General features: G+C 70.5%; 14 protein-coding genes and 1 riboswitch. Of the genes, 7 read left to right on the forward strand and 7 right to left on the reverse strand.

The features are described 5' to 3' along the window. The first annotated feature begins 5 nt into the window (after nt 1–5). From FLX07_RS00990 to FLX07_RS01000, 3 genes are all read left to right on the forward strand, one after another. Nucleotides 6–1,214 (forward strand): FAD-dependent monooxygenase, encoded by a 1,209-nt coding sequence (locus tag FLX07_RS00990; RefSeq protein WP_142567514.1) that lies wholly within the window; start codon nt 6–8, stop codon nt 1,212–1,214. A gap of 92 nt (nt 1,215–1,306) precedes the next feature. Then, a complete protein-coding gene (locus tag FLX07_RS00995; protein WP_142567515.1) occupies nt 1,307–2,398 on the forward strand; it encodes a hypothetical protein in 1,092 nt (363 codons plus the stop codon). 315 nt (nt 2,399–2,713) lie between these two features. Further along, nucleotides 2,714–2,872, forward strand: a riboswitch (cyclic di-AMP (ydaO/yuaA leader). A gap of 130 nt (nt 2,873–3,002) precedes the next feature. Next, the gene (locus FLX07_RS01000; RefSeq protein ID WP_229689438.1) at nt 3,003–3,509 is read left to right on the forward strand and encodes a C40 family peptidase; all 507 of its coding nucleotides are present in this window, start codon (nt 3,003–3,005) and stop codon (nt 3,507–3,509) included. A 60-nt stretch (nt 3,510–3,569) separates the two neighbouring features. Here the strand turns inward: FLX07_RS01000 and FLX07_RS01005 are convergent, their stop codons facing one another. Beyond that, nucleotides 3,570–4,454, reverse strand: a complete 885-nt coding sequence (locus FLX07_RS01005; protein WP_142567516.1) for an NAD(P)H-binding protein — start codon at nt 4,452–4,454, stop codon at nt 3,570–3,572. Between the two features lie 83 nt (nt 4,455–4,537). Here FLX07_RS01005 and FLX07_RS01010 point away from each other — a divergent pair, with 83 nt between their 5' ends. Then, nucleotides 4,538–5,101, forward strand: coding sequence for a TetR/AcrR family transcriptional regulator (locus FLX07_RS01010; RefSeq protein ID WP_142567517.1), 564 nt, complete (start codon nt 4,538–4,540; stop codon nt 5,099–5,101). 19 nt (nt 5,102–5,120) lie between these two features. Here the strand turns inward: FLX07_RS01010 and FLX07_RS01015 are convergent, their stop codons facing one another. Further along, nucleotides 5,121–5,519, reverse strand: a complete 399-nt coding sequence (locus FLX07_RS01015) for a VOC family protein (RefSeq protein WP_142567518.1) — start codon at nt 5,517–5,519, stop codon at nt 5,121–5,123. A 94-nt stretch (nt 5,520–5,613) separates the two neighbouring features. Between FLX07_RS01015 and FLX07_RS01020 the strand changes: the two genes are divergently transcribed. The 3 genes from FLX07_RS01020 to lgt all read left to right on the forward strand — a co-directional run bounded on the left by FLX07_RS01020 (nt 5,614) and on the right by lgt (nt 9,670). Next, on the forward strand, nt 5,614–6,627 hold the full coding sequence (locus tag FLX07_RS01020) for a helix-turn-helix transcriptional regulator (protein ID WP_142567519.1): 1,014 nt from the start codon (nt 5,614–5,616) through the stop codon (nt 6,625–6,627). A 708-nt stretch (nt 6,628–7,335) separates the two neighbouring features. Further along, a complete protein-coding gene (locus FLX07_RS37350; protein ID WP_142567520.1) occupies nt 7,336–8,634 on the forward strand; it encodes a CE1 family esterase in 1,299 nt (432 codons plus the stop codon). A 133-nt stretch (nt 8,635–8,767) separates the two neighbouring features. After that, entirely contained in the window at nt 8,768–9,670 is a 903-nt protein-coding gene (lgt, locus tag FLX07_RS01030) for a prolipoprotein diacylglyceryl transferase (RefSeq protein WP_142567521.1), read from the forward strand. Here the strand turns inward: lgt and FLX07_RS01035 are convergent. The 5 genes from FLX07_RS01035 to FLX07_RS01055 form a co-directional block, all read right to left on the reverse strand. After that, nucleotides 9,665–10,705: an alpha/beta hydrolase gene (locus FLX07_RS01035; RefSeq protein WP_167748066.1), complete on the reverse strand. Its 1,041-nt coding sequence runs from the start codon at nt 10,703–10,705 to the stop codon at nt 9,665–9,667. The genes lgt and FLX07_RS01035 overlap by 6 nt on opposite strands. Next, nucleotides 10,702–11,862, reverse strand: a complete 1,161-nt coding sequence (locus tag FLX07_RS01040; RefSeq protein ID WP_142567522.1) for a glycoside hydrolase family 68 protein — start codon at nt 11,860–11,862, stop codon at nt 10,702–10,704. The genes FLX07_RS01035 and FLX07_RS01040 overlap by 4 nt, the downstream gene beginning before the upstream one ends. A gap of 186 nt (nt 11,863–12,048) precedes the next feature. Further along, nucleotides 12,049–12,954, reverse strand: coding sequence for an ROK family protein (locus tag FLX07_RS01045; protein WP_142567523.1), 906 nt, complete (start codon nt 12,952–12,954; stop codon nt 12,049–12,051). Nucleotides 12,955–12,959: 5 nt separating this feature from the next. Continuing rightward, on the reverse strand, nt 12,960–13,784 hold the full coding sequence (locus tag FLX07_RS01050) for a carbohydrate ABC transporter permease (RefSeq protein WP_142567524.1): 825 nt from the start codon (nt 13,782–13,784) through the stop codon (nt 12,960–12,962). Continuing rightward, the gene (locus FLX07_RS01055) at nt 13,784–14,749 is read right to left on the reverse strand and encodes a carbohydrate ABC transporter permease (RefSeq protein WP_142567525.1); all 966 of its coding nucleotides are present in this window, start codon (nt 14,747–14,749) and stop codon (nt 13,784–13,786) included. The genes FLX07_RS01050 and FLX07_RS01055 overlap by 1 nt, the downstream gene beginning before the upstream one ends. Nucleotides 14,750–14,754 lie beyond the last annotated feature (5 nt).

The following is a 14,754-nucleotide window of genomic DNA, read 5'->3' on the forward strand; positions in this document are numbered from 1 at the left end:
ACGGCATGGCGAACATCCTGATCTCCGGCGCGAGCGTCGCCGGGCTGACGCTGGCCTTCTGGCTCCGCGAGCACGGCTTCGCGGTGACCGTCGTCGAGCGGGCGCCCTCGCTGCGGGACGGCGGCTACAAGATCGACATTCGGGGGGCTGCCCTCGACGTCGCCGCCCGCATGGGCCTGCTCGACGAGGTGCGGCGGCACAGCACGGACATGCGGGTCGCCCGCTTCGTCGACGCCCGCGGCCGGCAGATCGGCACGATGAGCGCCCAGTTGTTCGGCGGCCGCGAGGGCGACGACGTCGAGATCATGCGCGGCGACCTGACCCGGCTCCTCCACACGGCGGCCGGAAACGGCGTCGAATACGTCTTCGACGACTCCATCACGGCCCTGCGGGAGACCCCCGAAGGTGTGCGGGTCACCTTCGCGAACGGCCCCGCCCGTACGTTCGACCTGGTGGTGGGCGCCGACGGCCTGCACTCCACCGTGCGCGCGCTGGCCTTCGGCGAGGAGTCCCGGTTCGTCCACGACCTCGGGCACCACATCTCGATCTTCACGGTGCCCAACCATCTCGGCCTGGACCGTACGGAGATGATGTATCCGGCACCGGGCACAAGCACCGGGATGTACAGCACCGGGCGCGGCGACGACGCCAAGGCGATGTTCCTCTTCCCCTCACCGCCGGTGGAGTTCGACCGGCGGGACGCCGTCCAGCAGAAGAAACTGCTCGCCGACCTCTTCTCCGGCCAGGGCTGGGAGGTTCCGCGCCTCCTCGACGCGATGTGGGACGCGCCGGACTTCTACCTGGACTCGATCAGCCAGGTGCGCATGGACCGCTGGTCGTCGGGCCGGGTGGCGCTCGTGGGCGACGCCGCGTACGCGGCCTCACCCGCGTCCGGCCAGGGCACCAGCCTGGCCCTGGTCGGCGCGTACGTCCTCGCCGGCTGCCTCGCCGAGGCGGCGGGAGACCACGCGGCGGGGTTCGCCGCCTACGAGCGCGAGATGCGGCACTTCGCGGAGGAGAACCAGAAGCTCGCCGCGAACAACCTCAAGGGCATGGTGCTGAAGTCCGCGGCGCAGATCCGCTTCCAGATGCTGATGCTGCGGCTGATGCCGCATCTGCCCGGGAAGGACCGCATGATCGAGCGCGTCACCGGGCCCATCCGCAGGGCCGCGACCGCGATCACGATCAGGGACTACCGGACGTCGGTCTCGTAGCCCCCGGCGCCGGGGCCGGGATCCTCGGCAGATCGGTGTGAACGGCCCCCCTCCGCCAGACGTCGTACGGGTGAGCGGAAGGGGAAGGCATCGTGCGTACCGTGTTCGTCTCGGGTGTGACGGCGCTCGGCCTGGCGTGCATGCCGGGCACGGCGGCCTCAGGCGTGACCCACCAAGGACACCAGGCCGGGGAGAGCGCGCCGGTGTGGCGGCTGACCAGGGTGAACACCCTGCCCGGGGACGACGTCCTCAACGACGTGACGGCCCTGGGCAGCGGGTCGGTGTGGGCGGCCGGTCACCGGCTCGTGAACGGCGGGCAGCGGGGCCTGGTCCAGCGGTTCGACGGCCGATCGTGGAAGGTGATCCCCGGCAGCCCGCCGTACGAGCTGAAGGCCGTGACCGCCACCTCGGACAGGGACGTATGGGTCTTCGGCCCGGGCAAGGCCGCTCGGTGGAACGGCCGCGCGTGGACCACCGCCTCGCTCGGCGGCGGCTTCGCCGCGACGGACGCCGACGGGACGGGCGCGAAGGACGTCTGGGCGGTCGCCGAGTCCTCGGCCTCGGCCAGGCACTGGAACGGGTCCTCGTGGAAGAGCGTCCGGCTGCCGGCCCGCGCCGCCGCCGTCGACGCGTACAGGGCCGGTGACGTCTGGGCGGCGGGGACCAAGGGCGACCGCCCCGCCATCATGCGGTGGAACGGAAGGTCCTGGGCGGCGGTGCCCACCCCCGCGATCACGCTTCCCGCTCCCGGCGCCGCCGCCGTCCTCAACGACATCGCCGTCGTGGGCCCCGGCAACGTGTGGGCCGTCGGCGGCGTCAGCTGGGAGGGCGCCGACGACGAGGGGGACGACGTGACCTACAGCCGCACCCTGGTCATGCACTGGAACGGCCGCTCATGGACCACCTCGATCGGCGCCGGCAACGCGCAGCCCTACACGGAGGTCGAGCCCGACGGCAAGGGCGGCGTGTGGATCGTGCAGAGCAACTGGAACTCCACTCTGTGGCACGTCACGGGTTCGACGTGGCGCAGCGCCCCGGTTCCCCGGAAGGCCGGCACCGACGCCGTCCTGTTCTCGATCGCGCGCAGGCCCGGGACGACGACGCTGTGGGGCGCGGGCTTCACCGTGCCGCAGGGCGACCCCGACGACCCCTCGGCCGACGGCACGCTCTGGCGTACGCGGTAAAGCGGTAAAGGCGAACACGTCATCCCCGCGAGCCGGTCGCGGACCATGCGCGCGCCCTGGTGGCCCGCAGGACACTCGGCGAGTGTGACGAGCGTCACACTCGCCTTCCACAGCCGCCCTGGCCTGCGGTTTTATTGATTTCATCCCCTTTGTGCGATCTTTATCCTTTTCATACTCTTTGCACCCATATGGGGCTCTTGGTAGTTTCCTTGCCCAACGACCGGGTCCACGTGCCGCTGTCAGGAGACCGGCCCGGTCGTGGTTCGAAACGACCATCCACTGTCACCGGCCGCCACGCCCTCTCCGCCCCCCTGGGCGCCGGTGACGCCGAGTCCGCGCCGGCAAGGAGGCGCGGAGCCGGGGAACCAATCGACCTTCGGTGAAGGTCCGGGGTGAATCGGCGCGCCAGCGCCGTAGGGCGACTTCCCTGCCCGAATCCGTCAGCTAACCCGGTAGGCGCAAGCGGAAGACCCTAGGGAGAGATCCCCTGTTCACCAACTCCACCCCTCTGCTCCGCATTGCCTGCGTCACTATCAGTAGCGCAGCGCTCACCGCCTCCGTAGGGGCATTGAGCGCACTGCCCGCGGCCGCCGCGTCTGCGGCGGTGACAGTCCCGCCCTCGGCCGCCCCGGCGATCGTTCCTCCCGAGCCCCCCGCTACGGCGACCACCCTGTACGACGGCGCGGCTCCCGCGCCGGCCGCGGCGGATGACTCCGCGAACAGGAAGCTCACCAGGTCGGCCCTCCGGCAGGAGAAGGCCGAGCACGCCGTCGAGGTGGCGAAGAAGCAGCTCGGCGATCCGTACGTGTGGGGCGCCACGGGCCCACGGGCGTTCGACTGCTCCGGGCTGGTCCAGTTCGCCTGGCGCAAGGCGGGCGTCAAGCTCCCGCGTACGACGTGGTCGATGCTCAGCGCCGCAAAGAAGAGGGTCTCCCTGGCGCACCTCAAGCCTGGCGACCTCATCTTCACCAGCGGCGGCGGCCACGTGGGCATGTACGTGGGGCACAAGAAGGTGATCAGCGCCCCCCACAGCGGCGCGGTGGTCAACATCGACAAGCTCAACGGTTACTGGAGGAGCAGCTTCCTCGCCGCCGTACGCCCCGGCGTCTGAGCCGGGCCGTGGAGACCTCCTCGGCGAGATGGTGCTCGATGCGTCGCCCGCGTCGCCGAATCAGGATGCCCGGGCGTCCGCGGCGGGCTTGAGCACTTCCCTGCACCAGGTGCGGAAGTCCGTCGACGTGGGCGCGGCGATCGCCCAGTCCGCGTCGTAGATGCCGTGGTCCTGTGCGGCGAACGCCTCGGTCAGATCCTTGACCGCCTGGTCGCCGGCGCCTCGGGAGCGCAGGAACGACGCGTAGTCGTCCAGGCTCACGCGACGGTAGGCGACCGGGCGCCCGAGTTCCCGGCCGATCACCTCGGCCATGCCGTCGGGGGTGAGCCGGCCGGGGCCGAACACGGGGAGGTTCTCCTGCCCGGTCCAGGACAGATCGGTGAGCAGATCGGCGGCCACGCCCGCGATGTCCCGCGTCGCGATCGATGCCAGCGGCAGGTCACCCGCACAGGTCAGGGAGAACGCGCCCTGCCCGAGGATCGCATCGAGCTGCCCGAGGAGGTTCTCCATGTAGAAGGGCATGGACAACGCCCGGTAGGCCGCACCGGACCTGCCGAGTTCGGCGTCCATCGCGAAGGCCGCCGACAGGACGCCGGCCGGGGCCGGCCAGCCGTGCCCGGCGCTGGAGACCCCGACGACGTGGCCGACGTCGTGGCGGGCGACGGCGTCGGCGCCCGCCCGGGCGAAACGCAGATAGTGCTCCGCGGCGCTCGGGGCCGCCGGGTTCGGCGGGACGAGCCAGAACAGCGCTTCGGCCCCGGGCAGTGCCTTGTCGAGCACGGCCGGATCGTCGTGGGAGCCCTCGATGGTCTCGACCCGCTCGCGGACCGTGTCGTCCAGACGCGAGGCGTCGCGGACGACGACCCGTAGCTCCTCGTCCTGGTCGAGCAGCCGGCGGACCAGCCGGCTGCCGATCTGTCCTGTCGGTGTGGTGACAACGATCATCGGATCTCCTCTAACCTGAACCTGAATTCCGGTTCCGAATATAAAGACCGTCGCCGCGCACCGTCAACTACAGTGGAATGACCATGACCGCTCCCGAACGCTCGCTGCGCGCCGACGCCCGGCGCAACCGCGAAGCCGTCCTCGACGCCGCCGGTGAGCTGTTCGCCCGGCGCGGCGACGCCGTGCAGATGGACGAGATCGCCGAGCGCGCGGGCCTCGGTGTCGGCACCCTCTACCGGCACTTCGCCGACAAGCAGGCGCTACTCGCGGCGATCATCGGCCGCCGGTTCGAGGCGATGGCCACCCTCGCCCGCGCCGCCGACGAGGCCGAGGATCCCTGGACGGCGTTCGAGACGCTGCTCTACGGCTACCTGGAGTCCGCACAGGCCGACGCCGCGTTCCGCTTCGCGCTCCTCGGCCCGGAAGAGCCGCGCTGGAACGACATCGCCACGGAGAAGACGGATTTCTCGGCGATCACCGAACGCATCGTGCGGCGCGCCGTCGACGCCGGCCGCCTGCGCGAAGACTTCCGCGCCGACGACTTCGTCCTCATCACCCGTGGCGCCATGGCGAACATGACCGACGCCGCCGGCTGGCGCAGACACGTCACGCTTGTGCTCGAAGGCATCCGCCGCCCCGAACGCTGAAGTCCCCTCAGGGCCGTCGTCAGCGGGCGAACTTCTCGATGGCGGCCGGGCTGACCGGAGTGAAGAAGTTGACGAGGTTGCCGTCGGGGTCGGACAGCAGGAGCGACCGGTTGCCCCAGGGCATCGTGGTGGGCTCCTGGACGAACTCCTCGACGAAGCCGGACAGGTTCCGATACACGCCGTCCACGTCGTCGACGAGGAACTCGATGATCACGCGCTGGTCGCCGGCCGGCCGGGCGGCGCCGGAGGCGAGGAACGGGACGGTGCGGGTGCTGCCGATCGCGAGGGTGGCGGAGGCCGTCCTGAGCTCGGCGAAGTCCTCGCTGTACCGCTTGGCCTCCACTCCCGTGGCTCGCTCGTAGAAGTCCACGAGGCGCGCGACGTCGCCCGTGATGATGCGGATCGATACGAAGTCCATGGTGATCTCCCTGGTTCGTCGGGTCGTTCTCCGATGGCACACTAGGGCGAATACCGGACAGAAACCGCCCAGTATTGTCCCTTAGGTTGTGGACGTGGCTCGACCTACTCATCGCGTTCTCACGCTGCTGGAGCTCCTGCAGTCGGGTGGCATTCGGACGATGGCCGAGCTCGCCGACCGGCTCGGTGTCGACGAGCGCACCGTGCGGCGGTACGTCGACCACCTGGTCGACCTCGACGTGCCCGTCGAGTCGGTGCGCGGCCGCTACGGCGGATACCGGCTCGCTCCCGGATATCGCATGCCTCCGCTCATGCTGAGCGACGACGAGGCGCTCGCCGTGCTGCTCGGCCTGGTCGCCGGTCGCCGGTCGGGGTTGACGACGACCACCGGCACCGCGAGTGAGACGGCGGCGGCCAAGATCCGGCGGGTCCTGCCCAAGCGGCTCGCCCACAAGCTCGACACGGTGCTCGAATCCCTCGCCTTCACCGCTCCGCCCGGCGAGTTCGCCACCCCGCAGACCGCGGTCCTGCTCTGCGTCGCCGATGCCGTGCGCCATCACCGGCCGATCTCGATCAGATACACCGCCGCCGACGGCCGGCGCAGCGAACGCACGCTGCATCCGTACGGGCTCGTCGCCCACTCGGGCCGGTGGTACGTCACCGGTGCGGATCCCGCGATCGGCGAGGACCGGACCTTCCGGCTGGATCGCATCGCGGACGCGAGGGCGCTGCCCGGTTCGTTCGAGCCGCCCGCCGGGTTCGATCCGGCGCAGCACGTCCTGTCAGGGTTCGCGACGGCTCCGTATCGGCATCGAGTGGTCCTGCGGATGCAGGGAACGGTCGAGCAGATCCGCGTCCGGCTTCCCGCCGGCGTCGCGACCGTGGAGGAGTCTGCGCCCGCGCAGGGCGCGGATCCCGCGGCCGAGGGATGGCTCCGCGTCGAGTTGCGAGCCGAGCGGCTCGACTGGTTGCCTCCGCTGCTCGCGTCGTTCGACCGGCCGTTCGTCATCGAGCGCCCGGACGAGTTGCGCGACCTCGTCGCCGCGCTCGCGGATCGGCTCGCGGCCTCCGCCCGCAGGGTCCCGCCCGGGGATGGCCCGGTCGCCTGACCTCTCTACCGCCCGGCCAACCCCGGCCACCCCGGCCACCTCTGTCCGCGCGGGGAAACGGACGGTCTCGCCGCCGCGGGCGCGAAGCGTCAGACGATGTAATTTTCATCGCGGCGTCAATGACAGCCACGACTTCTTCCCTGGTCACAACCGATGGAACGAACGGTCGCAGGCGAAGGACGACGATGAGAAGTCGAGATCATTGACAGATCTCATGACTTCTTATTTGCTCCGGCTCACCACCACCTCCAGTCGCCCGGCAGAGAGGAGCACTTGGTCGCCCTCCGTTGCTGTTAGCGCTAACAATCATGGCTCGACGCCAGGACGAATTCCGCCGCGTTCTCCAGCGCACCGCCGAGGAGAGAACACGGCAGGGCCATGCCGACGCTGACGGACAGCTGAACTCGCCTTGCTCTTCCAGCAAGGAAAGGGGCGAGCGCGTACACGCCGACGCCGGTCGGTCGCCGCGCTCCTCCGGGTCGACGGACGGTGGGCTCACTTAGCGTTCGAATCCGTCCGGGGAGGCCGTACGGCCGGCACGCACCTGCCGGCCGCGGACGCTCCACCGAATTGAAGGAAAAACCAATTGCTTCCCCATCGACATCTGTCGATTGTTCGAACGGCAAAGGGAGTTGCGTGAAGTTGCGACAGAGATCCATCTTTACCGCGATCGCGGCCGCCGCGGTCCTCGTCCTGGGTACGGGACGCATGGCACTGAGTGACAGCCTCGGTGCGACCGCACCGTCCTCGATCAGCGCCGCCGCCGCGGCGGCGGCGACCGCCGGATGCGGCAAGACCCCGACACTGAGAAGCGGTTCACAGACGATCACGACCAGCGGCAAGAATCGCAGCTGGATCCTGAGGATCCCCGACAACTACGACAACAACCGCCCGTACCGGTTGATCTTCGCGTATCACTGGCTGAACGGCACCGCCCAGATCGTCGACACGGGCGGATCGGACGGATCCGTCTGGGCCTACTACGGGCTCAAGCAGCTTTCGAACAACAGCACGATCTTCATCGCACCCCAGGGCATCAACAACGGCTGGGGCAACTCCAACGGTGAAGACCTGACCTTCACCGACGACGTGCTGAAGCGTGTCGAGAGCGATCTCTGCGTCGACACGTCGCAGCGCTTCGCCATGGGGTGGAGCTACGGCGGCGCGATGAGCTTCGCGGAAGCCTGTGCCCGGCCGACGATCTTCCGTGCGGTCGCGGTCTACTCCGGCGCGCAGCTCAGCGGGTGCAACGGCGGCACTCAGCCCGTCGCGTACATGGGAATTCACGGCATCCACGACTCGGTGCTCAACATCTCCCAGGGACGTTCGCTGCGTGACAGGTTCGTCTCGAACAACGGCTGCACCCCCACGAACCCCCGAGAGCCCTCACAGGGCAGCCTGACGCACATCATCACCGCCTACCAGGGATGCCGGGCCGGCTACCCGGTCGTCTGGGCCGCGTTCGACGGGGACCACACCCCCTCTCCGAACGACGGGTCCACCTCGACCAGCGGTGCCAGGACCTGGACGTCGGCAGAGGTGTGGAAGTTCTTCACGCAGTTCCAGTCCGACGCGTCTCCTTCTCCTTCACCGTCCCCGTCGGCGTCGCCCTCCTCGTCCCCGTCCGCGTCCCCGTCGGCGTCCCCGTCGGCGTCGCCTTCTCCGTCGGCATCGCCCAGCGGCGGATCGGGCGCCTGCCGGGTCAGCGCCACCGTCAACGCCTGGAACAACGGCCTGACCGAGAACCTCACCATCACCAACACCGGCTCCTCGGCCGTCAACGGCTGGTCGCTGGCCTTCACCCTCCCCAGCGGACAGACCATCACCGGCGGATGGAACGCCACCTACTCCCCCACCAGCGGACAGGTCACGGCGAGAAACATGAGCTACAACGGGTCGCTGGCCCCCGGAGCCTCCACCGAGGTCGGCTTCCAGGCCACCCACACCGGTAACGCCGCCAAGCCCACCGCCTTCAGCCTCAACGGCAGCCCCTGCACCGTCGCCTGATCAACAAGGATCACCGGGGGCGGCGCCCGAGCGGGCGCCGCCCCCGCTGTTCGCCCTCTACGTCACCCCACGGCGCCTTGCGATCAGGTCACGAAGGCGGTCGAGTGGCCTCACGTTGACTAGCCTCACCGGCATGCCGCTCGCCTCGGTCCCCAGCCCTGTCCAAGGGGTCTGGTATCTCGGATTCATCCCGATCCGGGCCTATGCATTGTGCTTCATCATCGCGATCGTCTTCGGCACCTGGCTCAGCGAGCGCCGATGGCGCGCCCGCGGCGGCGAGAAGGGCGCGATCAGCGACATCGCGGTCCCCGGAGTGATCTTCGGCCTGATCGGCGCCCGCCTCTACCACGTCATCACCGACTGGCAGACCTACTTCGGCCCGCGCGCGGTCAAGGAGCCCTACCGGGCGTTGTTCGTCTGGGAAGGCGGGCTCAGCATCTGGGGCGCGGTCGCCCTCGGAGGCGTGGGCGTGTGGCTGGCCTGCCGCCGCCGGGGGCTGCCTCTCGGCGCCGTGGCCGACACGGTCGCGCCCGGCATCGCCTTCGGGCAGGCGATCGCCCGCTGGGGAAACTGGTTCAACCAGGAGCTGTACGGCGGCCCGACCACGTTGCCGTGGGGCCTGGAGATCGACCAGGCGCACGGCGGCGAGCCGGGCGTGCTCTACCACCCGACGTTCCTGTACGAGTCGCTGTGGGACGCGGCGCTCGGTTTCGGACTGATCGGTTTCGGACTGATCGGTTTCAGACTGATCCCCGCCGGCCGGCGGTCCACGCTGCGCCACGGCCGCCTGTTCGCCCTCTACGTCGCCGGCTACACCTTCGGGCGGTTCTGGATCGAGGGGCTGCGGATCGACCCGGTGGGCGGAGTGGACCACGCGGTGACGCTCCTGGGGCTGCGGATCAACCAGTGGACCTCGATCGTGCTGTTCCTCGGCGCCCTGGTCTATCTCTGGGCGACCCGCGGCGGCGCCGCGCGCCCGGACGAACGCCCGGACGAGCGCCCGGACGAGCGCACCGGCGCCGCTGCTCCCTCATGACCGTTCGGCCGCCGGGCCGAGCGCGAGCCCGGCGGCCAGGGCGTCGAGCATGCCCTGGCGGAACGCGTGCATGGACGGCACGGTCGCGTGGTGGTCGAAGTCGGCGCCGTGATACATGCCGGGCTCGACGACGAGGTCGACAGGCACGCCGGCCGACCTGAGCCGTTCGGCGTAGCTCAGGTTCTCCGCGTAGAACAGGTCGAGGTCGCCGACGCCGATCCACGCGGGCGGCAGACCGCGCAGGTCCTCCCGGCGGGCCGCCGCGGCGTAGGGGCGGGATTCGGCGACACTCGGCCCGCGACCGAGATAGCAGGTCCAGGCGTACGTGTTGGAGCGCCGCGTCCATCCGACCCTGCCGCGTCCCCGATGGTCGCGCACCAGCGCCGTACGGTCGTCCAGCATGGGATAGAGGAGCATCTGGAACGCCACCGGCAGCCCGTGGTCGTGCGCCTTCTGCACGACCGAGGCCGCCAGCCCGCCGCCGGCGCTCGCTCCGCCCACCGCGACACGCGTGCCTTCCCCGCCGAGCGCGGGGGCGGCGTCGTGCAGCCAGCGCAGCGCGGCGAAGCAGTCGTCGAACCCGGCGGGGAAGGGGTGCTCCGGAGCGAGCCGGTAGCGTGGGCTCACCACCACGATCCGCAGGTCGCGGGCGATGCGGCTGCACAGTTCGTGGTCGCTTTCTGGGTGGCCGAGAATCGTGCCGCCCCCATGGATCCACAGCAGCGCCCCGCCGGGGCGCCGGTGACCGGGCGGCTCGTACACGAAGGCGTCCCGGCCGCCGGGGACGTCGTGCCGCGTGATCGCCACCCCCGCGACCGGGTCCGTCGCCAGGCGCGAGCGCCGCCGGGCGCGGGACAGGCTCCACTTGCCGGTGATCGGGCGCGGCAGCCACAGCGCGGGTGTCCTCAGCTCCGGCGCGACGGCCGACAGCGTGTGGTGACGACGCGCCACCGAGACCGCCACCGTGGCCGCCGCCGTGGCCGCGACGGCGGACGCCGCGGCCACTCCCGCCGCCGCGCCGCGCGGCGTGCTCAACGCCCCGCTCCCGTGGACACGGGAACGACCAGAGAGGTGGCGGCTCCGTGCAGGGTGAGTTCGAGTACGGGCGCGATCGTCCCGCCGAAGGCGGCCCTGGCCTCGGCGGCCTCGGCCTGCCACGGATCCGTCACTCCGGTGGAGCGGTAGTTGACGAAGCCCACGACCTTCAGGTCGGGCAGGACCACCCAGGCGTACGCCTGGTCGGGCTCTTCGGCGGGGTTGCGCAGCACGAGCCCCGAGCCGTTCAGCGGCGTGTACGGCCCGGTGAGGCTGGGGGCGACGAAGCCGTAGAGCCCGGTGGGCGCGCTTCCCGGCGGGTGGAACGAGTGACGATGCGTGCAGAAGAAGAGGTAGTACGACGACCCGTGCGCCACGATGTGCGGCCGTTCGATCTCGTGGTTGACTCCGTCGGCCACGAGGAGCGGCGGCCGCAGCGACCAGCCGTCCGGGGTCGCGGCGGCGAGGGCCACCGCGCCCATGAAGGCGTGGTCCGCGCCGGGGGACGCCGCGACGGACGCGGCGACGAGCAGATACTCGCGCCCGTCGGCGGGGTCGCGGAACCACCCAGGATCGCGGAAGGCCTTGATCCGCCCAGGTCCTCCCTCGACCTCGTCGGCCGGCAGATACGTCACGCCGTCCGAGCGCAGGATCTCCGTGTGCTCGGCCGCCTGGTCCAGCAGGATTCGGCCGCCGTCGGTCACCAGCCGGGCGCGGGCCTCGACGACGCTCTGGGCGAACGTCGGGCGTGCCTCCCCTCGCCGGCCCGCGGCCGTGTAGAACACCGACACCGTGCCGTCCGGTCTGCGGACCGCCGATCCCGACCATTCGCGGCTGCCCGGTGAGACTCCGTCGGCGAAGGCGTGACCGAGGTCGGTCCAGCCGTCGCCGTCCTTGGCGAGCAGCCGGAGGCGGGCGCGGTCGTGCCGCTCCTCCGGGTGGCCGAGGGCGGGCGCGGAAAGCGCCATCCACAACTCACTGCCGCGCACCACGGACGTCGAGCCGTCCTCCTCCTGGATCGGCCACAGATCCCAGATGTCGTCGTCCGGCAGCACGCGCGGCGGCGCCGGAAGGCCGATGACCGGTGCGGTCGTCGCCGCGTCGCCGGCCGGCGCGGCGAGGTGCTCCCGCGTCCAGCGCGCGGGCTCGCCGTTCACGCGGTCCCCCCGTCACGTCGCCGCCCGCCGGCGAGCACCTCGTACGCGCCGGACCGGATCTCCGGTCCGGGCGTGCCGTCTCGCCGCCCCCATGGAGCCATGCGAAGAACCTCCAACTCAGTCGCGCGGGCCGTTTCCCGGCGCGTCACAGAAAGCGTCATCAGAAAAGCGTCAGCAGAACCGGGGTCAGTTCGGCGCGGCCCGTGCCGCGCGTGCGAGTTCCACCGCACCGGCCACTCCCGAGCGGTCGCCGAGGGAGGGGCCGGTGACGTACTCCCCCATCGCCGCGGGGCCGACGGGCACCGGCGCCCCGGGGTAGCCGGCGGTAAGGGTGAGCAGCCGCGCCCGCACGGCCGGAAGCAGCGCGGGGTGCTTGGCGACGCCCCCGCCCACGACGATCCGCTCGGGCGACAGCGCGTAGGTCAGGTTCATGACGGCGAGGGCGACGTACTCGGCTTCAAGTTCCCAGGCCGACGGGTCGTCCAGATACTCGGCCGGACGCCCCCAGCGCCGGCGCATCGCCTCGCCCGACGCGAGCCCTTCGAGGCAGTCGCCGTGGAAGGGACAGCTCCCCTCGAACGGGTCCCGGATCGGGTCGTGGGGGATGCGGATGTGCCCGAACTCGGGATGCAGGAGCCCGTGCACGAGCCCGCCGTTCACCACCGCCCCCATGCCGATGCCGGTGCCCACGGTGATGTACGCGAGCGTGCCGAGCCCCGCGCCCGCACCCCGCCGCCATTCCCCCAGCGCCGCGGCGTTGACGTCCGTGTCCAGGCGGACGGGTACGTCCAGCGCGGCGCGGAAGGGGGTGACGACGTCCACGTTCGCCCAGCCCGGCTTGGGCGTGGCCAGGATGTGGCCGTACGTCGGCGAACCCGGTCGCACGTCCACCGGGCCGAAGGTGCCGACGCCGAGCGCGGCGAGCGGCGGATGGTCCTCGAAGAACCGCACCGCGGCGCCGATGGTCGTCTCCGATGTGGTCGTGGGGATCACCTCGGTCGTGAGAACGCCTCCCTCGGCGTCGGCGACCGCGCACACCCACTTCGTCCCGCCCGCTTCGATCCCCCCGTAGAACGGGGCAGCTCCGTCCACGCGCGTCACCCCTTCAAAGAACCCTGGAGCAGAGCCGTGACGAAGCGGCGCTGGAAGATGAGAAAGATCACGAGCGTGGGGGTCAGGATCAGCAGCGATCCCGCGCACAGCAGCGGCATGTCGGTCCCCCACTGCCCCTGGAAGGCGCCCAGGGCTCCCGACATCGTCCGTTTCAACGGGTCGTCGACGAGGACGATCGCCAGGAGGAACTGGTTCCAGGTCCACAGGAACAGCAGGATCGCCAGGGACGACAGCGCCGGCATGGCCAGCGGGACGTGGATGCGCCAGAAGAGCTGCCACACGTTCGCGCCGTCTATCCGCGCGCTCTCGGACAGCGCCTCGGGCACGTTGACGAAGTGCGCCCGCATCCAGAAGACCCCGAACGGCATGAACAGCCCGATGAGCGGCAGGATGATGGCCCACCGGGTGTTCAGCAGCCCCATGTCGCGCACCTGGTAGTACAGCGGCGTGATGATGCCCTCGAACGGCAGCGTCAGCCCGAGCACGAACACGAGGAACACCAGGTTCCGTCCCGCCATCCGCAGGTGACCGATGGCGAAACCCGCCAGCGTCCCGAGGAGCAACGAGAGGGGGACCACGCCGAGCACGATGAGCACGCTTGATTTGATCAGCTCGATCATCCGCGCGGCCTGGAAGGCCTTGACGAAGTTGCCCCACTGCGGGTCGCTCGGCCACTCCAGGCCCGACGGGTAGCTGCCGGACGGGTGCAGAGCGGTGACGAACAGGCTGAGGAACGGCATGAGCGTGACCGCCATCAGCAGGACGAGCAGCAGCCTTCCGGTCCAGGCCTCTCGACGTCCGACGATCATTAGGACCTGTCCTTGGTGAGCCATTGGATGGGAAGGGCGACGAGGATGACGAGCAGCATGAGCACGACGGCCAGCGCGGACGCCATGCCCACCTGCCGTTCCGAGAAGGCCAGGTAGTAGATCTCCAGTCCGGGGACCATGGTCGCGTTCCCCGGCCCGCCCTGGGTGGAGACGTAGACGATGTCGAAGCTGGCCAGAGCCGCGATCACGGTCACCGTGACGCAGACACCGATCTCCTGCCGCAGGCTGGGCACGGTGATCGAGATGAACTCGCGCAGCGAGTTTGCTCCGTCCATCCGGGCCGCCTCGTACAGCGACGGGTCGATCTTGCTCATGCCGGACAGCAGAAGGATCGTGCACAGGCCGAGCAGCACCCACGCCCCGATCACGCCGACCGCCGGCAGGGCCGTGGAGAAGTCGCCCAGCCACGCGCGCGCCACGCCGTCGAGCCCGACGTACCCGAGCAGCTGGTTGACCAGCCCGGTCGACGACAACAGCCAGCTCCAGGCGATGCCGGCGGCGACGAGCGGGATGACCTGCGGCAGGAACAGCACCGTCCGCGCCACCAGCGCGAGCCGGCTCGCGGCGATCCGGCGGATCGTCGAGGCGATCGCCAGACCCAGCACGACCGGGATCACGCTGAAGAAGGCGATCAGCTTGACCGCGTTCAGGATGGAGGCGAACAGGTCGGGGTCGGTGAACACCTTGACGTAGTTACCGAGTCCGGCCCAGGTGGACGGGCCGATACCGTCCCAGCGATACAGCGAGTACTGAACGGTGAGAACGATCGGCCGTAGGACGAAGACCGCGTAGACGATGAGCGCCGGAGCCACGAACAGCCAGCCGACCCGACTCGGCGTGCGGAGCCCGCCCGCGCGGGCGGGGCTCCGCTTCCTCGTCACGGCTGCCGGCCCGGGGCGGGTCGCGGGGGAATCGACCGCGCTGTCGGGAGTCGGCCGTGTCATCGGTG

Source organism: Microbispora bryophytorum (genome assembly GCF_006874465.1).
Taxonomy (GTDB): Bacteria; Actinomycetota; Actinomycetes; order Streptosporangiales; family Streptosporangiaceae; genus Microbispora; species Microbispora bryophytorum.

What these genes read in the sequence shown, in the direction of transcription:
- FLX07_RS00990 (WP_142567514.1), top strand. Translation starts at nt 6, where the DNA reads ATGGCGAACATCCTGATCTCCGGCGCGAGCGTCGCCGGGCTGACGCTG.
- FLX07_RS01005 (WP_142567516.1), bottom strand. Translation starts at nt 4,454, where the DNA reads ATGATCGTTGTCACCACACCGACAGGACAGATCGGCAGCCGGCTGGTC.
- FLX07_RS01010 (WP_142567517.1), top strand. Translation starts at nt 4,538, where the DNA reads ATGACCGCTCCCGAACGCTCGCTGCGCGCCGACGCCCGGCGCAACCGC.
- FLX07_RS01015 (WP_142567518.1), bottom strand. Translation starts at nt 5,519, where the DNA reads ATGGACTTCGTATCGATCCGCATCATCACGGGCGACGTCGCGCGCCTC.
- FLX07_RS37350 (WP_142567520.1), top strand. Translation starts at nt 7,336, where the DNA reads ATGGCACTGAGTGACAGCCTCGGTGCGACCGCACCGTCCTCGATCAGC.
- lgt (WP_142567521.1), top strand. Translation starts at nt 8,768, where the DNA reads ATGCCGCTCGCCTCGGTCCCCAGCCCTGTCCAAGGGGTCTGGTATCTC.
- FLX07_RS01050 (WP_142567524.1), bottom strand. Translation starts at nt 13,784, where the DNA reads ATGATCGTCGGACGTCGAGAGGCCTGGACCGGAAGGCTGCTGCTCGTC.
- FLX07_RS01055 (WP_142567525.1), bottom strand. Translation starts at nt 14,749, where the DNA reads ATGACACGGCCGACTCCCGACAGCGCGGTCGATTCCCCCGCGACCCGC.